At 62.1% G+C, this 26,161-nt stretch carries 22 protein-coding genes; 8 read left to right on the top strand and 14 right to left on the bottom strand.

What is annotated here, in order from left to right; genetic code table 11:
* Positions 1–2: 2 nt before the first annotated feature.
* The 3 genes from N005_RS07805 to N005_RS07795 are packed head-to-tail and all read right to left on the bottom strand — an operon-like array spanning position 3 to position 3,543.
* On the bottom strand, positions 3–980 hold the full coding sequence (locus N005_RS07805; protein ID WP_041024377.1) for an ABC transporter permease: 978 nt from the start codon (positions 978–980) through the stop codon (positions 3–5).
* Complete coding sequence (locus N005_RS07800; protein WP_047700659.1) at positions 977–2,530, bottom strand: sugar ABC transporter ATP-binding protein; 1,554 nt, start codon at positions 2,528–2,530, stop codon at positions 977–979. Before N005_RS07800 ends, N005_RS07805 begins: the two co-directional genes overlap by 4 nt.
* Before the next feature lie 56 nt (positions 2,531–2,586).
* Positions 2,587–3,543, bottom strand: coding sequence for a sugar ABC transporter substrate-binding protein (locus N005_RS07795; protein WP_047700658.1), 957 nt, complete (start codon positions 3,541–3,543; stop codon positions 2,587–2,589).
* Positions 3,544–3,830: 287 nt separating this feature from the next.
* Between N005_RS07795 and N005_RS07790 the strand changes: the two genes are divergently transcribed.
* Both N005_RS07790 and N005_RS07785 read left to right on the top strand, forming a co-directional pair.
* Positions 3,831–4,130: a DUF1654 domain-containing protein gene (locus N005_RS07790; protein ID WP_052126365.1), complete on the top strand. Its 300-nt coding sequence runs from the start codon at positions 3,831–3,833 to the stop codon at positions 4,128–4,130.
* Between the two features lie 5 nt (positions 4,131–4,135).
* Complete coding sequence (locus N005_RS07785) at positions 4,136–4,825, top strand: endonuclease (protein WP_047700657.1); 690 nt, start codon at positions 4,136–4,138, stop codon at positions 4,823–4,825.
* A gap of 134 nt (positions 4,826–4,959) precedes the next feature.
* Here the strand turns inward: N005_RS07785 and N005_RS07780 are convergent, their stop codons facing one another.
* Positions 4,960–5,325 (bottom strand): SPOR domain-containing protein, encoded by a 366-nt coding sequence (locus tag N005_RS07780; protein ID WP_047700656.1) that lies wholly within the window; start codon positions 5,323–5,325, stop codon positions 4,960–4,962.
* 248 nt (positions 5,326–5,573) lie between these two features.
* On the opposite strand from N005_RS07780, the gene csrA reads away from it, so the two are divergent.
* Entirely contained in the window at positions 5,574–5,768 is a 195-nt protein-coding gene (csrA, locus tag N005_RS07775; RefSeq protein ID WP_003179932.1) for a carbon storage regulator CsrA, read from the top strand.
* 195 nt (positions 5,769–5,963) lie between these two features.
* Here csrA and N005_RS07770 read toward each other — a convergent pair whose 3' ends face one another.
* The 3 genes from N005_RS07770 to N005_RS07760 all read right to left on the bottom strand — a co-directional run bounded on the left by N005_RS07770 (position 5,964) and on the right by N005_RS07760 (position 9,834).
* Complete coding sequence (locus N005_RS07770) at positions 5,964–6,419, bottom strand: DUF2214 family protein (protein WP_047700655.1); 456 nt, start codon at positions 6,417–6,419, stop codon at positions 5,964–5,966.
* Between the two features lie 313 nt (positions 6,420–6,732).
* Positions 6,733–8,115: a cysteine--tRNA ligase gene (gene cysS, locus N005_RS07765; RefSeq protein WP_047700654.1), complete on the bottom strand. Its 1,383-nt coding sequence runs from the start codon at positions 8,113–8,115 to the stop codon at positions 6,733–6,735.
* 21 nt (positions 8,116–8,136) lie between these two features.
* Positions 8,137–9,834, bottom strand: coding sequence for a glutamine--tRNA ligase/YqeY domain fusion protein (locus tag N005_RS07760; RefSeq protein ID WP_047700653.1), 1,698 nt, complete (start codon positions 9,832–9,834; stop codon positions 8,137–8,139).
* Positions 9,835–10,083: 249 nt separating this feature from the next.
* Here N005_RS07760 and N005_RS07755 point away from each other — a divergent pair, with 249 nt between their 5' ends.
* Both N005_RS07755 and N005_RS07750 read left to right on the top strand, forming a co-directional pair.
* Positions 10,084–10,587, top strand: a complete 504-nt coding sequence (locus N005_RS07755) for a peptidylprolyl isomerase (RefSeq protein ID WP_047700652.1) — start codon at positions 10,084–10,086, stop codon at positions 10,585–10,587.
* Complete coding sequence (locus N005_RS07750; protein ID WP_047700651.1) at positions 10,584–11,336, top strand: UDP-2,3-diacylglucosamine diphosphatase; 753 nt, start codon at positions 10,584–10,586, stop codon at positions 11,334–11,336. Before N005_RS07755 ends, N005_RS07750 begins: the two co-directional genes overlap by 4 nt.
* 140 nt (positions 11,337–11,476) lie before the next feature.
* Here N005_RS07750 and N005_RS07745 read toward each other — a convergent pair whose 3' ends face one another.
* The 7 genes from N005_RS07745 to N005_RS07715 all read right to left on the bottom strand — a co-directional run bounded on the left by N005_RS07745 (position 11,477) and on the right by N005_RS07715 (position 22,679).
* Positions 11,477–13,006, bottom strand: coding sequence for a DHA2 family efflux MFS transporter permease subunit (locus tag N005_RS07745; protein ID WP_047700650.1), 1,530 nt, complete (start codon positions 13,004–13,006; stop codon positions 11,477–11,479).
* Positions 13,007–13,176: 170 nt separating this feature from the next.
* Positions 13,177–14,376, bottom strand: a complete 1,200-nt coding sequence (locus N005_RS07740) for an HlyD/EmrA/EmrK family protein (protein WP_047700649.1) — start codon at positions 14,374–14,376, stop codon at positions 13,177–13,179.
* A gap of 15 nt (positions 14,377–14,391) precedes the next feature.
* Positions 14,392–15,861 carry an efflux transporter outer membrane subunit gene (locus tag N005_RS07735; RefSeq protein WP_047700648.1) on the bottom strand — a complete coding sequence of 490 codons (1,470 nt, stop codon included), beginning with the start codon at positions 15,859–15,861 and terminating at the stop codon, positions 14,392–14,394.
* On the bottom strand, positions 15,858–16,331 hold the full coding sequence (locus N005_RS07730; RefSeq protein WP_041022605.1) for a MarR family winged helix-turn-helix transcriptional regulator: 474 nt from the start codon (positions 16,329–16,331) through the stop codon (positions 15,858–15,860). The genes N005_RS07735 and N005_RS07730 overlap by 4 nt, the downstream gene beginning before the upstream one ends.
* A gap of 222 nt (positions 16,332–16,553) precedes the next feature.
* A complete protein-coding gene (locus N005_RS07725; protein WP_047700647.1) occupies positions 16,554–20,228 on the bottom strand; it encodes a translocation/assembly module TamB domain-containing protein in 3,675 nt (1,224 codons plus the stop codon).
* Positions 20,225–21,952, bottom strand: coding sequence for an autotransporter assembly complex protein TamA (locus tag N005_RS07720; RefSeq protein ID WP_047700646.1), 1,728 nt, complete (start codon positions 21,950–21,952; stop codon positions 20,225–20,227). Before N005_RS07720 ends, N005_RS07725 begins: the two co-directional genes overlap by 4 nt.
* Positions 21,953–22,028: 76 nt before the next feature.
* Entirely contained in the window at positions 22,029–22,679 is a 651-nt protein-coding gene (locus N005_RS07715) for a GNAT family N-acetyltransferase (RefSeq protein ID WP_047700645.1), read from the bottom strand.
* Between the two features lie 174 nt (positions 22,680–22,853).
* Between N005_RS07715 and xthA the strand changes: the two genes are divergently transcribed.
* The 3 genes from xthA to N005_RS07700 all read left to right on the top strand — a co-directional run bounded on the left by xthA (position 22,854) and on the right by N005_RS07700 (position 26,084).
* Positions 22,854–23,666: an exodeoxyribonuclease III gene (gene xthA / locus N005_RS07710; protein WP_047700644.1), complete on the top strand. Its 813-nt coding sequence runs from the start codon at positions 22,854–22,856 to the stop codon at positions 23,664–23,666.
* A gap of 193 nt (positions 23,667–23,859) precedes the next feature.
* Entirely contained in the window at positions 23,860–25,191 is a 1,332-nt protein-coding gene (locus N005_RS07705) for a substrate-binding domain-containing protein (RefSeq protein WP_047700643.1), read from the top strand.
* 560 nt (positions 25,192–25,751) lie between these two features.
* The gene (locus N005_RS07700; protein WP_047700642.1) at positions 25,752–26,084 is read left to right on the top strand and encodes a DUF6124 family protein; all 333 of its coding nucleotides are present in this window, start codon (positions 25,752–25,754) and stop codon (positions 26,082–26,084) included.
* Positions 26,085–26,161: the final 77 nt, after the last annotated feature.

Genomic DNA, 26,161 nt, shown 5'->3' with positions numbered 1-26,161 from the left:
GCTCAGGACCGCCGGCTGGCGCGCTGGCTGCGGTAGGTATCCAGCACCACCGCGACCACGATCACCGCACCGGTAATGATGCGCTTGGTCGGTTCTGTCGCGCCGATCTGCGCCAGGCCCGCTGCCAGCACGGAGATGATCAACACGCCAAAGAACGTGCTGATGACCGAACCGCGCCCGCCCATCAGGCTGGTACCACCGATCACCACCGCGGCGATGACCTGCAGTTCGAGCCCTGAGCCCGCGTTCGGGTCCGCCGCCTCCAGGCGGGAAATCTGGAACAGCGCCGCCACGCCGGCCAGCAAGCCCATCAGGCTGAATACCAGGATCTTGTAGGGCTTCGGATTGATACCGGCCAGGCGCACCGCTTCTTCGTTGGTGCCGATGCCGATCAGGTAGCGGCCGAATACCGTACGGGTCAGCACGGCCTGGGCAATGAAGATCACCAGCAAGGCAATGATGAAGGACGGTGAAATACCGAACGCGATCGGGTTGGATAGCCAGGCGAAGGAGTCGCCGATATAAGCCGTCCGGGACCCGGTCATCTGGTACGCGAGGCCACGGGCCATTTCCAGCACGCCAAGGGAGACGATGAACGATGGAATCCGCCACGCCACGGTGATCGAACCGGTAACGGTCCCCGCCAGCGCCGCCACGGCCATGCCCAGTAAGGCCGATGGCCAGACGCTCCAGCCCCAGCCGAGCACTGCGACGCTGACCGTCGAGGCCGCCAACGCCAACACCGAGCCCACCGACAGGTCGATGCCACCGATGATCAGGATGAACGTCATACCGACCGCCAGCACCATGAGGTCGGGAATCTGGTTCGCCAGGGTGCTGAACGTGTCATAGGAAAGGAAGTGGCTGCTCAGGACCGAGAACAGCGCGACCATGGCCAGCAGCGCGCCGGCCAGGCCCAGGTAGGTGCCGAGGCCATAGAAGTTGCCACTCGGCTTGCTGACGGCAGATGCGGTTTTCATGAAAATTCCCTAGGCGTCGCTTCGTTGAGCAACGCGTCACGTTTCTGGTAGCCGGCGAATGCGGCGGCAAGCAAGTCATCCTGGGTCCAGCTGTCGCGCTCGAAGGTGTCGATCAAGCGGCCGGCGGACAGCACGCCGATCCGGTCACAGATCAGCATCAGTTCCCGCAGGTCGCTGGACACCACAACCAGCGCCTTGCCCTGGCGGGTCAACTCGCCGAGCAACGCATAGATGTCGAATTTCGCGCCGACGTCGATACCACGGGTCGGCTCGTCGAACAACAGCACCGAGCAATCGCGTTCGAGCCAGCGGCCGATCACCACCTTCTGCTGATTGCCGCCCGACAGCTCGGACACCAGCTGTGTCGGGCTGGAACTGCGGATGCGCATGGCATCGATCTGCCGCCGGGCCAGGGACAGTTCGTCATTGCCGTTGACGATACCGGCACTGGAAATCTCCGGCATGTTACCCAAGGCAATGTTGGCGGCAATGGATTGGGTCAATAGCAAACCCTCGCCCTTGCGGTCCTCGGTGATCAAGGCAATGCCATGGGCCACCGCATCGGCCGGCGAACGGATGTTGGCGACGGTGGCCGGCGAACCCAATGCAACGGTACCGCTGTCGGCCGCATCGGCGCCGAAGATCAGTCGCAGCAGTTCGGTGCGCCCTGCCCCGATCAGGCCGGAGATGCCGAATATCTCGCCACTGCGGACTTCGAAGGACACATCGCGGACCTTGTCGGAACGGCTCAGGCCTTTGACGGTCAGGGCCGGCGCGCCGATCTGCCGTGGCCCCAGGTCGATATGCTCGCCCAGCTCCCGACCGACCATCAGCGTCACCAACTGCTCGCTGTTGTAATTGGCCATCGGCTCGACGCAGACCAGGTTACCGTCGCGCAGCACCGCAATGCGCTGGGCGACCCGTGCCAGTTCTTCGAGGCGATGGGAAATGTAGATGATCGAAACGCCCCGGGCCTGCAGGCGGGTGATCTGTTCGAACAGCATCTCGACCTCGCGCGCCGTCAGCATGGCGGTCGGTTCGTCGAGAATCAGCACATGGCAATCGCCAATCAGGTTGCGGGCGATCTCGACCATCTGCTGGTGACCGATGCCCAGCTCGCCGACCAGGGTGTCGGGATCGATTGCGTCGAGCCCTACCTGGGCCATGGCTTCCATGGCAGCCTTGCGCAACTGCTTGCGGCTGATCCAGCCGCCGCGACTGGGCAGGTTATCGAGGAACAGGTTTTCGGCCACGGACAGGGTCGGCAGCAGGTTGAGTTCCTGCATCACCATCCGCACGCCCAGCTCTTCAGCCTGGGTACGGCTGCCGGGGCGATAGTCCTGCCCCTGGAATTGCATCTGCCCGGTCGTCGGTGTCACCAGCCCACCGATGATCTTGGACAGGGTACTTTTACCGGCGCCATTTTCACCGGTCAGCGCCAGCACTTCACCGCGCATCAACGTCAGGTCGATGTCGCTCAGTACCGGCTGGGCATAGGTTTTACCGATGCCACTGACGGTCAGGACAGCGTTCGGGTCGAAAACGGACATAAAGACTCTCCACGTGCTCGCCCGGATGGGCGAGCACCACTACATCGTCAGGACGATTACTTCGTAACCAGCTCGACCGGCGTTTCGATCACGCCATTGGCACCACTATCGACTTTCTCGCCCTTGAGGATCTTCAGGGCCGTCTCGATACCGAAGACCGCCTGCTTGGCAGCAAACTGGTCGGCGGTCGCCAGGACACGACCGTCCTTGAGCATTGGTTTGATGGCATTGATGTTGTCGTAGCCGACCACTTGCACCTTGCCGGCCTTGCCCGCAGCGCGCACCGCGGATACCGCGCCGACTGCCATGCTGTCGTTACCGGCCAGCAACGCCTTGATGTTCGGGTATTCGCTGAGCATCGACGCAGCGACCTGATTGCCCTTGTTGATTTCCCAATCGCCCGATTGCAGGGACACGACCTTGACCTGCGCCGCTTCCATTGCATCCTTGAAGCCCGCGGTCCGCGCCTGGGCATTGGTGGTGGTGGACACGCCTTCGATGATGCCGACCTCGTCACCGGCCTTGAGTTGCTTGGCCAGGTATTCACCGACCAGGCGCGCACCCTTGCGGTTGTCCGGGCCTACGAACGGCACATTGATGTTCTTGCTCTTGACCACGGCAGGGTCGAGTTGGTTGTCGATGTTGATCACCGTGATACCGGCGTCGACGGCTTTCTTGATCACCGGCACCATGGCCTTGGAATCGGCAGGCGCAATGATGAGGGCGTCGACCTTGGACACGATCATCTGCTCGACGATGCGGATCTGGTTGGCGGTGTCGGTTTCATCCTTGATCCCGTTGGAGATCAGGTCGAAATCGGCGGAGTGTTCCTTCTGATAGGCCTTGGCGCCATCTTCCATGGTCAGGAAGAATTCGTTGGCCAGGGATTTCATGACCAGGGCGACCTTGGGTTTTTCAGCGGCCTGGGCGAATGCCGAGGAGAACGGCAATGCAGTGGATGCGGCCGCGAGCATGGCGACAGCGAGAAGGCGTCCAGCGAATGGCAACTTCATGGGTTCACTCCGATCTTATGATTATTGTGAGCAAATCAGTGCACGGAACGCCGCGCAAACGTTTGCGTGAAGTGAACTATGGTAAGGCTTTGGGGATTTGTCAACGTTGCGGTTGTGTTCGCAGGGTCTCGGATCATGTCATCGCTTCGAACCCATCGGGTTGAACAGAGTACTTGAAGTCACCGCGGTCAGCTTCTCGGTCCCGGCGATAAATATTCATTTTTTCCCACACCAAAACGTCAAAAGCGCTGTCAGACGATTTTCTTGAATTTTAAGCAGTTGCGTAAATGCCTACGGTTAAATACTGTATGCACGTACAGCTTAATAAGGATAATCCTGTGGCCACGCCCTCCGCTGCAACTACCCCCTTAGATTCCTATACAAAACTCGGCCTGCGGGTCTCGAAAATCATCAACGCCCCTACCGCACAAAAAGCCAAGGCAGCCCTGATCTTTCGCCTTCCCGACGAACCCATGGAGGAATGGGAGCGCCTGCTGGAAGAAATCGACGAGAACGACAACGTGACCCTCGCCTATCGCGACGACGGTGGTGTGCAGGTTTTCTGGGTTGTGCCGAAGGAAGATTGAGTCCGATGAAAGTCCGCTGTGTTGCTTTACTGCTTGTGCTTATCGCCACAGGCGCCCAGGCCGGGGCTCCTCGCACCTTCAACGAAGCCAAGAAAGTCGCCTGGAAACTCTATGCCCCGCAATCCACCGAGTTCTATTGCGGCTGCAAGTACACTGGCAATCGCGTCAACCTGGCGGCCTGTGGTTATGTACCGCGCAAGAATGCCAGTCGCGCCGCCCGTATCGAGTGGGAGCACATCGTTCCGGCGTGGCAGATCGGTCATCAGCGCCAATGCTGGCAACAAGGTGGGCGCAAGAACTGCACCCGCTACGATCCGGTCTATCAACGGGCTGAAGCCGACCTTCACAACCTGGTGCCCAGCATCGGCGAAGTGAACGGTGACCGGAACAACTTCAGCTTCGGCTGGCTGCCGGTGCAGAAGGGTCAATACGGCTCATGCCTGACCCAGGTGGATTTCAAGGCGAAGAAAGTCATGCCCCGCCCTTCCATCCGGGGAATGATCGCCCGGACGTATTTCTACATGAGCAAGCAATATGGCCTGCAGCTGTCGAAACAGGACCGACGCCTGTACGAAGCCTGGGACAAGACCTACCCGGTGGAAAGCTGGGAGCGCCAGCGCAACCAGAGCGTGGCCTGTGTCATGGGACGTGGAAACGAGTTCGTGGGCCCGGTGGATCTGAAAGCCTGCGGCTGACCGCACATTCGTGAACAACACAAAGCAACTGTGGGAGCGAGCCTGCTCACGATAGCGGTGAATCAGTCGATGCAGAAGTCACTCTGTATGGCGATAGCGCTCGTCCGACGCTCCCACAGGTTTTGTTCATACGATCATTGAGCCGTCGGGAAATCCACCACCTGCGTCTCGATGTTGCGTTTCTTGGCCCGAACCAGGGCGGCAGTGACCTGCTCCTGCTTGGCCTCGGCCTCGGCCCTGGAGCTGAACGGTCCGACCAGGACCCGTTCCTTGCCATTTTCCCGAACCACGCTCGACATGAAGCTGTGCTCGATCAGCCATCCGGTCAGGTCGCTGACAGCCTGCGGCGTCTCGCCCCGAACCTCGACTCCCCATTGCGGCGCGGCAGCGACTGCCGGTGCGGAGGTCGCGGATGGCTTCGGCTTCGGCGCTTCGACTTCACGCCCATCGCCACATCCGGCCAGCATCAACACCGCGATAACCCAAGCCAATTTACGCACAACGTTTCCTCAGGAAGACATGAGGGAAGGATTTTAGCACTCACATCCACCAAGAACCCCGCAAACAGTACGCAAAACACGAGAATCCTGCCCGGTCTCTCTGTATAGTCGCACCCTGGGAATTAATGCTGCATCTGCACGTCAGAAAGAGGCACCCACATTGTGACACTTAGCACTAATCTATAAGCAGTACCGACATCTGCACTGTCTGAATCAGGTGCCCTAATAAAGTAATCAAGGAGAACACCATGCTGATACTCACCCGCAAAGTCGGTGAAAGCATAAACATTGGTGACGACATCACGATCACCATTCTGGGCGTTAGCGGCCAACAGGTCCGCATCGGCATCAATGCCCCGAAAAACGTCGCCGTGCATCGGGAAGAGATTTATCAGCGCATTCAGGCGGGCCTGACTGCCCCCGACAAGCCGCAAACTCCCTGAGCCTTGCAGCGGTCCGTAGCCAGCCCGTTTGCATCATCGCAATGGCTGGCTAAAGATTCAGGCCGCCCGCGCCTCCCCCGCATTACCCCGCCCCTGCTTTTCCGTCCAGCCTGTGAACCGATATTAATGCCATGACTCGTAGCATGGCTGTCGGACGTTTCGTTTTAATGGCGGTGAAGCGGGCGTTCGTGCTGCTCAGCCGAAGCTCACGCCTCGGGCCATGCCAGTGGCGGCGATCACCATTAACATCAGCAGCAAGGCTTCGATGTGGCTGATCCGGGCCAGACGGCCGGCCCTTGAAGCATCGATCGTCGTCCCTTTGCCCAGCGCCACCCGCCATTTGATCAAGGTGATCATCGGCACGAGTTCGAGTAGCAGGATCAGCAGGAGCAAGGTCATCTTCAGGTGGAACAGGGGCTGATGCAGGTAATAGTCCGAGCCCTTTTCATAGCCGCCGAAAGCGCGCATCCCTCCGGTCACCAGCAGGACCAGAGCCGACAGGCCCCACACGTTATCCGCCATCAATACGTTTCGAACCGCATCCGCACCACCGGCCAGGCGTCGCAGCGCCGTGCCGCGGGTGAGCACCGCCCACAAGCCGAGGGCGAACGCCAAAAGATGAATTGCCGCGAGAGACCAATGAGCCAACATGGAAGGTACCCGTCAGAGAGAACGTCGGATCGACCTGACAGTACTAGCTCATAAAAGAAAGATCGGTGGGCTGGACACAAAAAATTGTGGGGGCGGGCTTGCTTGCGATAGCGGCTCAGCATTCAACGAAGGTGTTGATTGATCTGACGCCATCGCGAGCAGGCTCGCTCCCACAGGTCGGGGGTGTACGTGGGGCCGGGTTCAACCCGAGACAATGTGGGAGCGAGCCTGCTCGCGATAGCGGTTCAGCATTCAACGAAGGTGTTGACTGACCTGACGCCATCGCGAGCAGGCTCACTCCCACAGTTAATCGTCAGTCAGCCAAGCGCCAGGTCGTGCCGCCCTTCCCATCTTCCAGTACCACGCCCATGGCGGTGAGCTGGTCGCGGATGCGGTCGGATTCGGCCCAATCCTTATTGGCCCGCGCGGTCAGGCGCGCCTGGATCAATGCCTCGACCTCGGCAGCGTCCACACGGCCTTCGGCACCGGCCTGGAGGAAGTCGTCCGCTTCGAGCTGCAGCACGCCCAGGACGCTGGCCAGTTCCTTCAAGCGCGCCGCCAGGCCCGCCGCCGCATCGAGATCGCTCTCACGCAGGCGGTTGACCTCGCGCACCATCTCGAACAGCACCGCGCAGGCTTCCGGCGTACCGAAGTCGTCGTTCATCACCTCGGTAAACCGCGCCACGAACGCCTCGCCACCGGCGGCCGCTACGTTCGGCAGGCCTTTCAATGCGTGGTAGAAACGCTCCAGGGCGCCCTTGGCGTCCTTGAGGTTGTCTTCCGAGTAGTTGATGGCGCTGCGGTAGTGACTCGACACCAGCAAATAACGCACGACCTCGGGGTGGTACTTGTCAAGCACGTCGCGGATGGTGAAGAAGTTGTTCAAGGACTTGGACATCTTCTCGCCATTGATCCGGATCATGCCGCAATGCATCCACGCGTTGGCGTAGGTCTTGCCAGTGGCCGCTTCGCTCTGGGCGATCTCGTTTTCGTGGTGCGGGAACTCCAGGTCGCTGCCGCCGCCATGAATGTCGAAGGTCTCGCCCAGGCAGCAGGTGGACATCACCGAGCATTCGATGTGCCAGCCCGGACGGCCCTTGCCCCACGGCGAATCCCAGCTCGGCTCACCCGGCTTGGCGGCTTTCCACAGCACGAAATCCAGCGGGTCCTGTTTCGACTCGCCGACTTCGATCCGCGCGCCGATGCGCAGGTCTTCGATCTTCTTGCGCGACAGCTTGCCGTAGCCCATGAACTTGCCGACGCGGTAGTACACGTCGCCATTGCCCGGTGCGTAGGCATAACCCTTGTCGATCAGGGTCTGGATCATCGCGTGCATACCAGGGATATGATCGGTGGCCCGCGGTTCCATATCCGGCTTGAGGATATTGAGGCGCGCCTCGTCCTCGTGCATCGCCGCGATCATGCGCTCGGTCAATGCCTCGAACGACTCGCCATTCTCGTTGGCGCGGTTGATGATCTTGTCGTCGATGTCGGTGATGTTGCGCACATACGTCAGGTCATAACCGCTGAAACGCAGCCAGCGGGTCACCAGGTCGAAGGCGACCATGCTGCGGCCGTGGCCCAGGTGGCAATAGTCGTACACGGTCATGCCGCACACGTACATGCGCACCTTGTTGCCATCCAGCGGCTTGAAGACTTCTTTGCTCTTGGTGAGCGTGTTGTAGATCGTAAGCACAGGGTTTCCCTTAAGACTTGATCACTGACCCCAGGAATCGCGCAAGGTCACGGTACGGTTGAAGACCGGAGCACCGGGTTTCGAGTCCTTGATATCCGCGCAGAAGTAGCCTTCGCGCTCGAACTGGAAACGGTCTTCCGGCTGTGCGTTGCCCAGCGAGGGTTCGGCACGACAACCGGTGAGTACTTGCAGGGAATCAGGGTTGATGTTGTCCAGGAAGCTGGCGCTGTCCTCGGCCTTTTCCGGGTTCGGCGAACGGAACAGACGATCGTACAGGCGCACTTCGCATTCGACGCTGGCGGCGGCCGGCACCCAGTGGATCACACCCTTGACCTTGCGACCCTCCGGGTTCTTGCCCAGGGTGTCGGGATCGTACGAGCAACGCAGCTCGACGATGTTGCCATCGGCGTCCTTGATCGCTTCGTCGGCACGGATCACGTAGCTGCCGCGCAGGCGGACTTCACCAGCCGGTTCCAGGCGCTTGTAGCCTTTTGGCGGCTCTTCCATGAAGTCTTCACGGTCGATGTAGATTTCCCGGGCGAACGGCAGTACGCGCACGCCCATGTCTTCTTTCGGGTGGCACGGCAGTTCGAGGTTCTCGACCTGGCCTTCCGGGTAATTGGTGATGACGACCTTCAGCGGACGCAGCACGCACATGGCACGCGGAGCATTCTGGTCCAGGTCTTCGCGGATGCTGAATTCCAGCATGCCGAAGTCCACCACGCCGTCGGAACGGTTGGTGCCGACCATTTCGCAGAAATTGCGGATCGATTTCGGCGTGTAGCCACGACGACGGAAGCCCGACAGCGTCGACATGCGCGGGTCGTCCCAGCCGTTGACGTGCTGTTCATCCACCAGTTGCTTGAGCTTGCGCTTGCTGGTGATGGTGTAGTTCAGGTTCAGGCGGCTGAATTCGTACTGGCGCGGGGTGGCCGGCACCGGCAGGTGTTCGAGGAACCACTCGTACAACGGACGATGGCTTTCGAACTCCAGGGTGCAGATCGAGTGGGTGATGCCTTCGATGGCGTCCGACTGACCATGGGTGAAGTCATAGTTCGGGTAGATGCACCACTTGTCACCGGTCTGGTGGTGATGGGCGTGACGGATGCGATACATGATCGGGTCGCGCAGGTTCATGTTCGGCGAGGCCATGTCGATCTTGGCCCGCAGCACCCGTGCACCGTCCGGGAACTCGCCGGCGCGCATGCGGGCGAACAGGTCCAGGTTCTCCTCCACGCTGCGCTCACGGAACGGGCTGTTCCGGCCCGGCTCGGTCAGGCTGCCACGGTATTCCCGGGCCTGCTCGGGCGTCAGGTCGCAGACGTAAGCCTTGCCGGCCTTGATCAGTTCGACAGCCCAGTCATGCAACTGGTCGAAATACTGCGAGGCATAGCGCACTTCACCGGACCATTGGAAACCCAGCCACTTGACGTCGCTTTCGATCGCGTCGATGTACTCCTGGTCTTCCTTGGCCGGGTTGGTGTCGTCGAACCGCAGGTGCGTGACGCCACCGAACTCCTCGGCCAGGCCGAAGTTCACGCAGATCGACTTGGCGTGGCCGATGTGCAGGTAGCCGTTGGGCTCCGGCGGGAAACGGGTGACGATCTGCGTGTGCTTACCCGAATCCAGGTCCGCCTGGATGATCGGGCGCAGGAAATTGACCGGTACGGCCGGGCCGGTCTTGGAATTCGAGGTAGGGTCGACAGTGGGCTTGCTCATAGGATCCTTGAACTTACAAGTGCGCGGCCGGGTGCGGCCTGATAAATCAAAGCTCGTATCATAGCCGATGCTGTCAAGCCGCTGACAGGCCAGGCCGGCAAACGATTGAATTTATTCGGCCGCTGGGTGAAAAACCGCCTCGAATTTCGTGCCTGGCACGCTAAACTGCCCAACCTGGCCGATTACAGCCGGACCGGTTGCGGGCTTCCGGGCCGCGAAACCCACGAATTCCTAGAAAGAGTAGTCATCATGAGCAAAGTCAAACTGACCACCAACCACGGCGACATCGTCCTGGAACTGAACGCCGAGAAGGCGCCGAAGACCGTTGAAAACTTCCTTGAGTACGTCAAGAAGGGTCACTACGAGAACGTCGTGTTCCACCGCGTGATCAAGGGCTTCATGATCCAGGGCGGTGGTTTCGAGCCTGGCATGCAGGAAAAGAAGGACAAGCGCCCGAGCATCCAGAACGAAGCCGACAACGGCCTGCCGAACAAGAAATACTCCATCGCCATGGCGCGCACCATGGATCCGCATTCGGCATCGGCACAGTTCTTCATCAATGCCAACGACAACAGCTTCCTCAACCACACCGCCAAGAACGCCCAGGGCTGGGGTTATGCCGTGTTCGGTGAAGTGATCGAAGGCCAGGACGTGGTCGACAAGATCGAAGGCGTCGCCACCACCTCCAAGGCTGGCCACCAGGACGTTCCGAAGGACGACGTGATCATCGAGAAAGCCGAGATCATTGAGTGATCCTACTGATTTCAGATCTGCATCTGGAAGAGGAGCGCCCGGACATCACCCGGGCGTTTCTGGATCTACTCGCCACCCGCGCCCGCTCGGCGCAGGCGTTGTACATTCTCGGCGACTTTTTCGAAGCGTGGATCGGCGACGATGCCATGACGCCGTTCCAGCGTTCCATCTGCCAGGCCCTGCGCGAACTCAGCGACAGCGGCACGGCCATTTTCCTGATGCATGGCAATCGCGACTTCATGCTGGGGCAAGCCTTCTGCAAAGCGGCTGGCTGCACCCTGATCAAGGACCCGAGTGTCGTGCAGTTCAACGGCGAACCGGTGTTGCTGATGCACGGCGACAGCCTCTGCACCCGCGACGAAGGCTACATGAAGCTGCGGCGCTGGCTGCGCAACCCGGTCACCCTGTTCATCCTGCGGCACCTGCCGCTGGGCAGTCGCCAGAAGCTGGCGCGCAAGCTGCGCAGTGAAAGCACGACCCAGGTGCGGATGAAAGCCAACGACATCGTCGACGTCACCCCCGAGGAAATTCCGCGGATCATGCAGCAATATGGCGTGAAGACCCTGATCCACGGCCACACCCACCGCCCCGCCATCCATAAGCTGCAACTCGGCGAACGCGCCGCCCGGCGCATCGTGCTCGGGGATTGGGACAAGCAGGGTTGGGCGTTGCAGGTGGATGAACAGGGGTTTGCGTTGGCGCCGTTCGGGGTCGCCCCGCCGCCACAGCTGGCAGCCCCCACCGACTGACAGACACACCCCTTTTGTGGGAGCGAGCCTGTGGGAGCAAAGCTTGCTCGCGATAACTATCGCCGCCAGCATGGTTGTTGACTGACACACCGCTGTCGCGAGCAAGCTTTGCTCCCACAGCGGATTGTGTTTCAGGCTAGTCAGTGCCCGCTGGCCGCCGGCCCCGCCTTCGCCGCAAACGGCGGCTTCGCCAGCCACACCAGCAGGATCAGGCCCATGAACGCCCAGCCCAGCAGCGTGAAGTAGTCCACGGTGGAGAGCATGTACGCCTGGCTGGTGAGAATGTGATCGAGTTGGGCATAGGCCGGTGGGTTCGCGCCGCCGAGCTGGTTGAGCGCCTCGCGGGTGGCCGGGTCGAAGGTGCTGATGCTCTCGCTCAGGTAGGCATGGTGCTGGTCCGCCCGGCGGATCCAGATCCAGGTGGTCAGGGACGCGGCAAAGCTGCCCCCCAGGGTCCGCAGGAACGTCGCCAACCCCGCGCCATCGGCAATCTGCTGCGGTGGCAGGTCGGACATCAGGATGCTCAGGGTCGGCATGAAGAACAGGGCCACCCCGATTCCCATGAACAGTTGCACCAGGGCAATGTGTTGGAAGTCCACTTCGTTGGTGAACCCGGCGCGCATGAAACAGCTCAGGCCGATGGCCAGGAACGCCAAGCCGGCCAGCAAGCGCAGGTCGAATTTATGGGCGTACTTGCCGACGAAGGGCGACATCAACACCGGCAGGATGCCGATGGGCGCCACAGCCAGCCCGGCCCAGGTGGCGGTGTAGCCCATCTGGGTCTGCAACCATTGCGGCAGGATCAGGTTGATGCCGAAGAACCCGGCATAGCCGCCCACCAACACGATGGTGCCGATGCGAAAGTTGCGATAGGCGAACAACCTGAGATTGACCACCGGGTGACGGTCGGTCATTTCCCAAATCACGAACACCGCCAGGGCAACCAGGGAAATCAATGCGCCGATGATGATGAAATTCGACTCGAACCAATCCAGGTCGTTGCCCTTGTCGAGAATCACCTGGAGCGCGCCGACGCCGATGATCAGCGTGATCAGCCCGACGTAGTCCATCGGCTGATAACTGGTCACCACCGGCCGCGCCTTGAGCTGCTGGCGCACCACCATCACCGCGAAAATCCCGATGGGCACGTTGATGAAGAAGATCCACGGCCAGCTGTAGCTGTCGGTGATCCAGCCCCCCAGGATCGGCCCGGCAATCGGCGCCACCACCGTGACCATCGCCAGCAGTGCCAGGGCCATCCCCCGCCTGGCGGGCGGATACACGGCAATCAGCAGGGTCTGGGTCATCGGGTACAAAGGCCCGGCCACCAGGCCCTGGAGCACGCGGAAGCCGATCAGCTCCGGCATCGACGTGGAAATGCCGCACAGGAACGACGCCAGCACGAACAGCATGGTTGCCCACAGAAACAGCTTCACCTCGCCAAACCGGCGGCTCAACCAGCCGGTCAGCGGCAGCGCGATGGCGTTGCTCACCGCGAACGACGTGATCACCCAGGTGCCCTGCTCCGAACTGACGCCCAGGTTGCCGGAAATGGTCGGCAAGGCGACGTTGGCAATGGTGGTGTCGAGCACTTGCATGAACGTCGCCAGCGACAGCCCGATGGTACTGAGCAACAGGCTGGGCGGCGAGAAAGATGCGTTATTGCTCATTGTGAAATCCTAGGAAGCGAAACGGACGTGAAACTCGCAGACGAATCCGGCGACCTGTGGGAGCGAGCCTGCTCGCGATAGCGGTGTATCAGATGACACAAAAGTCGACTGTCATGCCGCCATCGCGAGCAGGCTCGCTCCCACAGATCGATAGAACTCTCACCTGATCATCAACGCTGCGCAGTCTTGCTCGCAGCAGCGCTGTTCTCATGGATCAGGCGCGTGATCATCGCGTCGGCATCGGCCAGCTGGCGGTCGTAGACCTGGGTGCTGAACGAGGCCTTCTGCGGAGGTTGCTGGGCCAGGACCGGACCGCTCTGATCCCGCAGGTTGACGCTGACCTCGGTGGACAGCCCGACCCGCAGCGGATGCTTGGCCAGCTCCTGGGCGTTGACATGAATGCGCACCGGCACCCGCTGGACGATCTTGATCCAGTTACCGGTGGCGTTCTGCGCCGGCAGCAGGGCAAACGCGCTGCCGGTTCCCGCGCCGAGGCTGTCGACGGTGCCGCTGTACTTCACATCGCTGCCGTAGAGGTCGGTTTCGATCTCCACCGGCTGGCCGATGCGCATTTCACGCAGCTGGGTTTCCTTGAAGTTGGCGTCGATCCACAACTGATCCAGCGGAATCACCGCCATCAGCGCCGTGCCCGGTTGCACCCGTTGCCCCAATTGCACGGTGCGCTTGGCGACATAACCGGTGACCGGCGCGATCAGGGTGCTGCGGGCGTTGTTCAGGTAGGCCTGGCGCAATTGCGCGGCGGCCGATTGCACGTCGGGATGGGACGAGACCACGGTGTCGTCCACCAGCGCGCTGGAGGTCTTGAGTTGCTGCCGGGCATTGGCGAGGGCATTCTGCGCCGAGGTCAGGTCATCCCGGGCGTGGGACAGTTCTTCCTTGGAAATCGCCCCGCCAGCCGCCAGGTTCTTACGCCGGTTGTAGTTCTCCTGGGCCTTCTGCACTTCGGCTTCCTGCGCATTGACCTGCGCACGCATGCCGTCGACGTTGCTGTACAAACCACGTACCTGGCGGACCGTGCGGGCCAGGTTGGCCTGGGCACTTTGCAGGCCGACCTCGGCGTCGTTCGGGTCGAACTGCACCAACACCTGGCCTTCGCGCACCAGGTCGCCATCGTCGGCGCCGATGCTCACCACGGTGCCGGTGACCTGCGGCGTGATTTCCACTACGTTGCCGTTCACATAGGCATCGTCGGTGCTTTCGCTCCAGCGGCCGTACAGTTCATGCCAGGCCCAGACACCCAGGCCGGCGAGAATGACGATCACCGTCAGCGCCAGCAGCATCACCTTGCGCTTGCGTGGGTTGTTGTCCTGTTGGTTTTCGGACGCTTGCGTATTTTCTGCGGTGGCCATGACAAATACCTCGAATCAGTTATGCGGCGCGGCGGAAACCGCCGTGGCCGAAGCCAGGGTGTCGGTCTCGAAACCGCCGCCCAGGGCCTGCATCAATTGGATCGACAAATCGATCTGCTCGGCGTTCAGGGTCGCCAGTTGGCGCTGGGCCTGGAGCAGTTGCTGCTCGATACTCAGCACGTCCAGGTAATTGCCGATGCCCGAGCCGTAGCGCTGGACCACGGTGTCGTAGGAACTCTGGGCAATATCGGTGGCGTGCTGCTGGGCACCGATCTGCCGGGAGATATCGCGCAATTGGTTGATGGTGTCGCTGACATCCCCAAGGGCCGTGACCAGGCTCTTGTTGTATTGCGCCACCGCCAGGTCATAGTCGGCATCCCGGGCATCCAGGTCCGCCCGCAGGCGTCCGCCGTCGAAAATCGGCAGCGACACCGTCGGCGCCACGTTGAAGAAGCGGCTGGCCGACCCGAACATCGCGTCACCCAACAAGGACTGCACCCCCGCCGCCGCACTCAGGTTGAGGTTGGGGTAGAAGTTGGTCTTGCCGGCTTCGATGCTCTTGCTCGCCGCCTCTACCCGCCAGCGCGCCGCCACCAGGTCCGGGCGGCGCCCCAACAGTTCGGCCGGCAGGTTCGACGGCAACGCGACGGCACTGGCTTGCAGCACGTTGGGGCGGGCGATTTCATTGCCGCGATCCGGCCCCTTGCCCAACAGCACCGCCAAGGCGATCTTGGCACTTTGCAGGCGTTTTTCCGTATCGATCAGCGTCGCGCTCGCGCTGGCTTCCAGGCTTTCGGTCTGTTGGAACTGGTATTCGCTGTCGATCCCGGCAGTCAGACGACGCTTGCTCAGGTCGAGCATCTGCCGGGTGCGCTTGAGATCTTCAACCGCCAGGTCATGAATGATGTGCGCTTGCCCCAGGTCGCTGTAGGCCCGGGCCACATCGGCGGCCAAGGTCAATTGCGCGGCCTGGCGGTCGATTTCCGCTGCGCGGGCCTGGCCCAGCGCAGATTCCCAGGCCGCCCGCTGGCCGCCCCAGAGGTCGAAGTTGTAATTGAAATCCACGCTCAGCGAACGCAGGGTGCTGTATGCACCGCCCTGCCCCGCCGGGTCCTGGTCACGGGCCAGTCGCGAACGGCTGACGCTGCCGCTGGCATCCAGGGTCGGCATGCGCGCGGCGTTGGCGGCGTAGGCGGCGGCGCTGGCCTGATGCACCCGGGCACTGGCGATCTGCATGTCCGGGCTGTCGCGCAGGGCTTCACGGATCAGGCCGTCGAGTTGCGGATCGCCCAGGCTGGACCACCAGTCGCTTTTCGGCCACGAGGCCGGCGACAGCTTGACGCCATTGAGGGATTGTCCGGCCTTGAGGTTCTGGGCCTCGAGGCTGACGCCTTCGGTCTTCAGGCCGCTGTAGCTGGCACAGCCCGCGAGGCTCATGGCCAGCAGTACCAGGCTCAACCGGGTACGCAAGGTTTTACGCTTCATTTGTCCCCCAGTCGCAACACGGTGATGGGATCACCGGCAGCGAGCAGTATTTTCTTGAGGATCTGTTCGAGGGTCTGCAACTCCTCGCGGCTGATGGCGCCAGCCAGTTGATTCATGGCATCGGCGCCGATGTAGGGCAGGCGATCGGCAAGCCCCTGGCCGGCTTCGGTCAGGACCAATCGCACCTGCCGGCGGTCCTCGGCCGAACGCTGGCGAACCAGGAAGCCCTTCTGCTCCAGGCGATCGAGCATGCGTGTCATCGAGCCACTGTCCAGGGACAGGTAGCGACACAGTTCGGCCGGTGTATCGATGCCGTGCTGGGCCATGATGATCAGCACCTTGAACTGCGCAGCGGTGATGCCGACCGGTTCCATGTGCGTGTCGATGATCCGGTCTTTGAGCAGCGCGGCCCGTCCGAGCAGCATGCCGAGGTGACAGTTATGGAATTCGTCTGGGGTGAAATGCTTCATCAGGACACCGTTTGCTGCCTAGGCAGTGAATGTATGTCGAGATATTACTGCTTAGGCAGCAAATGTCAAACGAATCGTTAGCAGGCTACATACCAGTCTGACGAACGCAGAAAAACCTGTGGGAGCGAGCCTGCTCGCGATAGCGGCATGCCAGTCAGTGATGAGTTGACTGATAGACCGCTATCGCGAGCAGGCTCGCTCCCACAAGGGATAGGGGGAGGCTTAGAAATCGCGCTTGTAGAAGATATCCAGCGAGCTGGCGACGCCGCTGGCGGCTTCGAGGTAGACCTTTTTGCTGAGCTTGTAACGCAGGGCGATGGTGTTGGCCGGTTCGAACACCCCTACGCCATAGCGCAGGCTGAGTTTTTCCGACAGGTTGCCGCTGGCGACCACGCTGGTGGTGTTGCCGCTGCCTTGGGTGTCGAGCTGGAAATCATCGATCCCCAGGTTGCTGGCAAGGCTGGTGGTTACCCCGGAACTGCCCATCAACCCCAAGCCCAGCGCTGCCTGGGCAAGCATGTTGTTGTCCTCGCCGGTGGTGCTGAGCGGTCGCCCCAGCACCAGGTAGGACAGCGCCTGCTCCTGGCTCATGGCCGGTTCCGAGAAGATCTGCGTGACCGGCTGTTCGGCGCTCCCGCTCAAGCGGATGCCGGCGATCACGTCATCGGTCTGGCGAATCGCCTCGACGTCCAGGTAGGGCTGGTCGATGGGCCCGGCGAACAGCAGCCGCGCCCGACGCACCGTCAGCCGCTGCCCGTAGGCCCGGTAACGCCCGTCGTTGAGCCAGAGTTCGCCACGGGTGTCCATGTTGTCGCCGATGTGCACCTGGCCCTGGACGTTGGCCGTCAGGCCGAAACCGGAAAACGCGAGCTTCTCCTGGCCCACGATCACATCGACGTCCATTGCCATGGCCAGCGGCGCCTTGCCCTCTTCGGTCTGGTGGCCGACGATCACCGTGTCATCCGAGACCTTGACGGTGGAAGGCGGCAATTCGCGGACGGTGATCTCGCCCTTGGGCACCAGCACCTTGCCGGCAATCGCCAGCCGCTCGCCATGCAGCGTGATGTTGAGGTCCGGCGCCATCTCCAGCATCGCATAGGGCTCCACGGTGACCGGCAATTGCGACCCCTTGAGCGCCAGGTTCATGCTCAACGCCTCGCCCCAGCCCAGGTTGCCGCTCAGGCTGCCTTGCCCGCCCTTGCCACTTTTCCAACTGCCGTCGAGGCGTACCGTTTCGCCGGCGATCATCGCGCGCACCTGCAAGGCTTCGAGGCTGACCGGCAACTCCGGCCCGGACACCTCGCCTTCGCTGAGCACGAGATTGCCGTTCACCTGCGGCGCCAGCAAGCCACCAGATAACGTGCCACTGCCGTTCAGGTGACCGGTGAGGGTTTCCACCATCGGCACGAACGGCCGGGCCACGGACAGGTCCAGGCCGGTCAGGCGGAACGAACCGCTGAGGGGTTTGCTGGCGGGCAACGGGTTGATCTGGGCCTGAAGCATCAGTTCGCCGAGCCGGGCACCGACAAAATTCAGGTGGGTGTCGATGCGCTTGGGGGTCAGGCGGCTGTCCAGCTTCAGGGTCTGGTAGGGAAAGTCCAGCCACTGCTCCTTGTCTCGAATCCGCAGCGTGCCGCCACTGGCGTCCACCAGAACCCGCCCGTTCGGACCGCTGGCCGGCAGGTCCAATTGCAGATCGGCATTGAGCCGGCCCTGCCAGGCGAAGTCCTTGGGCATCCACTGGGCGAGGCTTTCAATGGGGAACTGCTTGAGGTGATAGCGCAGCTTCGGTTCCGGCATCAGGCGCTGGTCCTCGCCACACAGGCTGGCCTGGCCGGAACGCCAGCAATGGGCGCCGAAATTGAGCGTGCCGTTGGCCAGGCGCTCCAGCTTCGCCGGTCCTTGCAGGCGCCAGTCCTGGCCGCCGACCTGCAGGTCGCCACTGTTCAGGCGCCCGCGCCAGTTGCCTTGATCCAGCGCGCCATCGAAGCCCAGAGCGGTCTTCAGCTGCGGCCCTTGCAGGTCCAGGTTGAGTTTTTGCTGCTTGATATCCCCCTGGCCGCTGACCGTCAGCACGCCCAAAGCAGTGTCGCCGGTGCGGATGTCGCTGGCCTTCAGATCGAGCTTGCCCCGCTGCGCGCTGTCGAGGGTGGCATCCAGGTTCAGGCTTTGCAGGCGATTATTCTGAAGGGCAAGCTGGCTGCCTTGCAGGCCGAGCTTGCCCTGGGGGGCCTTGAGGGTCCCGGCCACATCGATACGACCGTTGAGCTGGCCGCGCAGTTGCGGCCAGAGCTGCGCCAGCCGCGCGAGCTTGATGTCGATCTGGCCGCTCAGTTTCTGTTGCAGGCTGCCGCTGCCGTTGATGCGGTTATCCCCCAGGCGGATGTCCAGCGCGCCGAGGTTCCATTGCTCACCGCTGCCGCTGGCCTTGGCCTGGAACAGCGCCGGCTGGCCACGCAACTTGCCCTTGAGGTCCAGGTCCGCGTCGAGGCCGAGGATGCCGTTTTTCAACGACCCTTTGCTGCGCAGCGGTCCGGCCAGGGTGCCGGGCAGTTCGCCGAGCCAATAGGCGGGGTTGATGGCCGACAGGTCCAGCGCCGTATCCCAGGCAATGCCCTCGGCAAATTGCAGGTCCAGGTGCCCTTCGGCCTTGCCCTGCCCCGCCGCGAGTTGGAGCTGTGGCAAATGGATCTGCGTCAGGTCCCCGCTGAACGGGCTGCCCAGGCTGAAGGCGCCTGCGGGCCCGTCCAACGCGGCCTGGAAATGACCCAGGTACTGACCGTCGGTGTAGGAGACTTCGCCGTTGAAGCTGCGCAACGTCACCTGTGGCTCGTCGATCAGCGGATAGAGACGATGCCAGGGGAAATCCAGCCAGGCGATTTTCGCGTCCGCGCTCAGGCCTTCGCGCCAGTTCACCTGCCCGGTCACGTTCAGGCTCTGCCGGTCGCCAGCGTTCAGGTCCACACCAGCGATCTGCGCACCATTAGCGTCCACCTTGCCTTGCAGCGACAACGCTACCGGCCACTGCTCGGCGGGCAGCGTGGCCTTGCCCAGCAGTTGATAGCCGTTTTTCAGGTCGCCTTCACCGGTCAGTTCCAGTTGATTGAGCAACAGCGTGTCCGGCAGATCGGCGCTGGCCTTGAAGCCGTCGGCGGTGATGCGCACCTTGGCCGGCAGGTTGTCCGCCAACGGTTGCAGCTCGCCGACCAGCCGGCCTTGCAGGTAGCCGCTGCTGTCGGCGTTGAGGTTGAGGGTCTTGAGCAGGTCGCCGTCGACGGCCAGGTCCAGCGTCCACGGCGTGTCGCCCGGGGCCGGCAAGGTCAATTGACCCTGGGCCTTCAGCGGCCAGTTGCCTGCGGGTTTCAACAACCCGGAAAGCTTCAGGCTCAACTCGTCACGCTGCAATTGCACCGAATCGATCTGCAAGCCCGCGGCGGTCCAATGGGCAACCAGTTGCAAGCCCTTGAGCTGCTCGCTGCCGTTGAACAGCAGGCTGCCGACCTGCACTTCGCCCAGCTCGATGGCGATTGGCAAGTCCAGGTCCGGCAACGCGATCGGACCACTGCTCGGCGCGTCGACAGAAGGTGGCAATTGCACGCTGGCCTTATCGACCTTGAGCTGCTCGATGCACAGGGTCATGCGCGCCAGGCACAACGGCGACCACGCAACGATCAGCCCATCGAGCTCCACGCGGCGGCTGTCCTGTTGCCACAAGAGGTGGTCGGCGCTCCACTGTCCGCCCAACCGCCCCTGGAAGTTATCCACGCTCAACCCCGGCACCAGGTCAAGCATCCAGCGGCTACCCGGCTGCGTACCCAGCATGAGGCCCAATGTCAGCACGACCAACGCCAGCACCCCAGCGAGTGCCAGCAGTGTTCTCTTCAAACCACGCCTCACAGCTCAGGCCCCATGGAAAAGTGCAATCGGATACCGCCTTCCTCGTCCAGCGCATGGGCCAGGTCGAGGCGGATCGGGCCCACCGGCGACACCCAGCGCACGCCAACCCCCACGCCGGTCTTGAGGCTCGGCAATTCAAGGCTGTTGAAGGCGTTCCCCTGATCGACGAAGGTCGCGACCCGCCATTTCTCAGCAATCGAGTACTGGTATTCGAGGCTGCCGGCGATCATGTAACGGCCACCGATGCGATCGCCTTCGTTGTTTTCCGGCGACAAGCTCTGATAATCGTAGCCGCGCACGCTCTGGTCGCCGCCGGCGAAAAAGCGCAGGGACGGCGGGATGGATTTGTAGCCATTGGTGGCGCTGCCGCCCACCTGGGCCCGGGCCAGCAGGCGATGCTTGTCGAACACCGTGGTCAGACCCTTGACCATGGCCGTGCCGTAGAGCACGTTGTTGTCCGAGCCCAGCCCTTCCTTGGCGACCTTGGTGTCGAACTGCAAGCGATAGCCGTTGTGCGGGTCGATGCGGTTGTCGCTGCGCAGGTACGAATAGCTGACGCCCGGCATCAGCAGTGTACTCAGACCCGAATCGTCACCCAGGCGATACTCCTCGCGCTGCCACTTGAGCGATATCACCCGCTGCCAGCCACTGGGCAACTTGCTGTGCCACTCGGGCCCCACGGTCAGCAGTTTGCTGAGGCTGTCGGTATCGGCCAGCTCTTCATATTGATAACCGCCGGCGTAGCGCAGCTTGTCGGTCAGCGGCGGGTCCAGCGGTACGTCGTACCACAGGCCGACGTTCTGCCGGGGGGCCGATATCTCCGTCTCCCAGCCGTAGCTGTGGCCCTGGGGGTTGACCCAGTGGCGCGTCCAGTTGGCCTTGGCCCGCGGGCCGACGTCGGTGGAGAACCCCAGGCCCAGGCCCATGGTGCGCGGCTTGCGGGTGTCGAGCTTGACGGCGACCGGAATCACGTTGTCGGTCGCGGCGGTGGGCGCCGCATCCACGCGCACGCCTTCGAAATAACCGCTCGATTGCAGGGCCTGGTTCAGTTCGGCGATCAGCTCCGAGTCGTAGGCCGTACCGGCCTTGAAGGGCACCATGCGTCGCAACAGGTCTTCGTCGAAGGGTGTATCGCCTTCGAAACTCACCGCCCCCAGGGTGTAGCGCGGCCCACTGTCGTAGATCAGCTCGATATCGGCGATGCCGGCCTGGGGGTCCACCTGCAGTTTCTGGCTGACGAATCGACCGCTGAAAAAGCCATAGCGCGAAGCCTGGTTCTGGATTGTCCGCTTGGCGTCTTCATAGCGACCATGGTTGAGCACCGCGCCCGGCTTGAGCGCCGCGTTGTCGGGTACGCGAAAGGCCTTGAGCGAGGCCGCCGGGCCATCGATGCGCACCGTGACGTTGCGCAAATGCACGGGCTCGCCGGGGTCGATGGTCAGGATCAGGCGCGGCTGCTTGCCACCCTTGACCTCGCTGTCGATCCGCGGCTGATAGTAGCCCAGTGCCTGGGCGGCTTTGCGCGCCTGTTCCTCGGCGCCACGACTGAAGCGCAGCAGGGCCTCTTCGTCACGATCGCCGAGGCCACCGATGTAGCCTTCGACGTTGGCCTTGAGTGCGTCATTGGACGGTTTGACCCGTACATCCAATTCACTTTGTGCCAGTGCCACGCAGCTGAGGGACAGCAGGAGCGCGCCACTGGTTATTCGTCCTGGGAGTTTCATGGCGCGGATGCTAACACGGGCTTGGGAGCCTGATAGAACCGGACATGTCGCAAAAGTTCGCAAGCCAGGAGCAGGTTCAGGCCGTTGCGCTTTGCAAAACCTGGGGATTGGGGTGAAAGAACACATGCTCGCGGATCGGTCCTACCGCAATCTCACCGATTTCCTCATACCCCTGGCGCTTATAGAACTCCAGGTACCGCGGGTTACCGGTGTCCAGGACCACGCCCTGGGAATGCTCGTCCACCGCGCACCAGTTGTGCACTGCCTGGAGCAGCTGTTCGCCGAAATGCTTGCCTTGAAACTGTGGATGCACCCCCAGCAGCGGTAGCACATGGACCGCATCCGACGGCAGGCAGGCCGTCACCGCCGCGTGGTATTCCAGGTAGCGCCGGGTGCAGCGAAAACCGGTACTCAACACCATACGCAGGCGCCAGGCCCAGCTTTCGGTGATGCCCAGGCGGCGTTGGGGTGGAGCGATCAGGGCGATACCGATCAGCCGGTCGTTGACCAGCAGGCCGATGGCGGGCAACTCCTGGAGAAAATGCTGCTTGACCAACTCCCGCACCGTCGCCCGCACCCGCTGCTCGTAACCCGGGCGCTCGGACTCGAACAGGTAGCTGAACGTCGGCTCATGGCGATAAGCCTGGTACAGCAATGAACGGGCTTCGCGGGAGTAGCCGCTGTCGAGCATGTGGATATCGGCGATGGCGGTAGCGGTTTCAGGCATGGTGGGAAATCTCCTGGGCGGGCTCGGGAGGCCCTGCTCTTATTGAGTACGAACCCGATAGGGCTGCGATCGTTCCTACATGCACAGGACATTAGCAGTGCATTTGTCCTACTGCCACGCTGGCTCCTCTCCTACATGTCAGCTAGCATCGCAGTTTTGCCAGGACAGCCGACCATGAAGATCGTCTCCTTCAACATCAACGGGCTGCGCGCCCGCCCCCATCAGCTGGCGGCGCTGATCGAGAAGCATCAGCCGGACGTGATCGGCCTGCAGGAAACCAAGGTCCACGACGAACAATTCCCCCTGGCCGAAGTGCAAGCCCTGGGTTACCACGTGCATTACCACGGACAAAAAGGCCATTACGGCGTCGCCCTGCTCTCCCGCCAGGCGCCGTTGAGCCTGTACAAAGGTTTCGAGAGTGATGATGAAGACGCCCAGCGGCGCTTTATCTGGGGCACCTTCGCCGATGCCAATGGCGTGCCGGTCACCATCATGAACGGCTATTTCCCACAAGGTGAAAGCCGCGATCATCCGACCAAGTTCCCGGCCAAGGAGCGTTTCTACAGCGATTTGCAGCACCTGCTGGAAAGCCGCTTCAGCAACGACCAGCCGGTGGTGGTGATGGGCGATGTGAACATCTCCCCGGAAGACTGCGACATCGGCATCGGCCCGGACAACATGAAGCGCTGGCTGAAAACCGGAAAATGCAGCTTCCTGCCGGAAGAACGCGAATGGATGGCCCGCCTGAAGAACTGGGGCCTGGTGGACAGCTTCCGCCACCTGAACCCGGACGTCACCGACCGCTTCAGTTGGTTCGACTACCGCAGCCGCGGCTTCGAGGACGAACCCAAGCGCGGCCTGCGCATCGACCTGATCCTGACCTCCCACGGCCTGCTGCCGCGGGTCAAGGATGCCGGCGTGGACTACGAACTGCGGGGCATGGAGAAACCTTCGGACCATGCGCCGATCTGGCTGCAATTGAGCTGATCCCAAGACCTGCACTAACCCCTGTGGGAGCGAGCCTGCTCGCGATAGCGGTGGGTCAGCTTGCATTGATCAACTTACACGGCGGCAGTAGCGCTCGTCCGAGCGTCCCACAAGGGTCGAGGGTGATTGTCATCTCTCAGTAACCTGACTGACTTAATCTTCCGGCATTTCTCTGGGTTCAAAAGGTGCCGAGATGCGGCTTCGGGTGGGTTGTTTCGTGCTGTGGCTGCCGCTCGCGGCCTGGGCCACCGATCTGCCGGTTCCCGAGCAGGGTCCTGCCTTGCGCATACAGGGCTCGAACACCATTGGCGCGACACTCGGTCCGGCCCTGGCCAAGGGGTTGATGGAAGATCAGGGCCTGCTCAAGGTCAGCAGCGAAATCACCGGCCATGACAACGAGCAACGCATCGTCGGCCAGACCGCCGATGGCCGGCGGGTGGAGATCGACATCGCCGCCCATGGCTCCAGCACCGGATTCGCCGCCCTCAAGCAGGGCAGCGCCGATCTCGCCGCCGCTTCCCGGCCGATCAAGGACAACGAGCTGAAGGAACTGCTGCCCCTGGGGGATCTGAAAAGTCCTACGGCCGAGCAGGTCATCGCCATTGATGGTCTGGCGATCATCCTGCACCCACGCAACCCGCTGCGTCAGTTGAACACGGTGCAACTGGCGAAGATCTTCAGCGGCGAAGCGAAAACCTGGGAGGCGGTGGGCAGCGTCGGCGGACCGATACGGCTCTACGCCCGGGATGACCAGTCCGGCACTTACGACACCTTCAAGGAACTGGTGCTCAACCGCCAGGGCAAACGGCTGGACCCTGCCGCCCTGCGCTTCGAATCCAGCGAACAGTTATCCGACGCCGTCAGCCAGGACCCCCAAGGCATCGGTTTCATCGGTTTGCCCTACGTGCGCCAGGCCAAGGCGCTGGCGATTGCCGATGGCGATTCTCAACCCATGTTGCCGTTGAACAACCTGATTGCCACGGAGGACTACCCGTTGTCCCGGCGGTTGTTCTTCTACCTGCCGCCCCAGGTGGGCACTCCATGGGCCGAGGCGTTGGTGGCGTTCACCCAAAGCGACAAGGGCCAGGCCATCGTCGCGGCGAACGGCTTCATCGCCCAGACCGTGCAGGCCATGGCCGTCACCCCCAATGCCTTGATGCCGGAGGGTTACCAGGCCTTGAGCCGCCACGCCCAACGCCTGACCGTCAACTTCCGCTTCGCCGAAGGCAGCGCCAACCTCGACAACAAGGCCCGCCAGGACCTGAACCGCGTGCTCGACTACCTCCGGCAACACGGCAAAACCGAACGGCACATCACGCTGGTGGGGTTCGGCGACGCCAAGGACGACCCGGCGCGAGCGGACCTGCTGTCCAAGTTGCGGGCCATGGCGGTGCGGCGTGAGCTGGTCAGGAACGGCGTGACATTGCGGGAGGTACGCGGGTTTGGCGCGCTGATGCCGGTGGCGGCCAATAGCGAGGATGAGGGCCGGATCAGGAATCGGCGGGTGGAGGTTTGGGTTTATTGAAATGTTCCGGCCGGCATTAAACCCCTGTAGTCAGGAAGCTTGCTGTGGCCGGGGAGCCTGTTGTGGCGAGGGGCTTGCTGTGGCGAAGGGAGCTAGCTGTGGCGAGGGAGCTTGCTCCCGCTGGGCTGCGAAGCGACCCTCGCTTTTTGCGATTGCTGCGCAATCGAACGGGAGCAAGCTCCCTCGCCACAACAAGCTCCCTGGCCACAAAAGCCATGCGTTTACTGGGTTCCCTTCGGTGTAGGCCGCAACTACATCGCCTTGCGCCATTGCCTACAACTACGCCAGAATCCGCCGGCTTGTGCGCTTTGGGGCCTGACCTTATCGTTTTCCGGTCGCTGACGAATCAGCGATCGGGTTTGGTAGCCCGGTTTTCCTGGCGCATTGTGCAACCGGATGCAGGGGACGTTTTTGTCTTCTATTTGATGGTGGTCATGCGTAGGGCGTCCTCGGACGCGCCGGGTGCCAGGTAACCGGTCTACCAACCTTCGTATGGCCGCCACCCTTCGTTTGGTAGCGAGAGAGTGATGGCTCCAATTTAATTACCTGGAGCTTCAACCATGTTCAAAGTAACCCCCAACCCACCAGACACCGACCCCAACACCTCGGAACTCGACAAAGCCGCCAAGCGCGCCCTCGATTTCTACCTCAAGCCCCAAACGTCCGAATCCAAGGCCGATCTAGGCCAACTTTTCACCGTCGTCAACGGCGTCGACACCGAATGCCTGCTCGCCAACCTCAGCGAAACCCTGGCCTCGGCCAATGCCATGGTCAGTGACCTGGCGTTCGAGCTGGACGGCTCGCGGCGGCATGTGGCTCTGGGCATCCAGCAATTGATCGAACTGGGTGGATTGCTGGCGAACCGGGCGTTGGATAACGTCGAACCGCGCTAGCCAGTTCCCCCTTTGTGGCAAGGGGACTTTGTGGGAGCAAGGCTTGCCCGCGATACAGGCCACTAGGTTCCAAGGTA

It is taken from the genome of Pseudomonas mediterranea CFBP 5447 (assembly GCF_000774145.1).
GTDB lineage: Bacteria > Pseudomonadota > Gammaproteobacteria > Pseudomonadales > Pseudomonadaceae > Aquipseudomonas > Aquipseudomonas mediterranea.
Note: the sequence above shows the minus strand (reverse complement) of the source record. Positions and strands in the feature narration are given on the sequence as shown.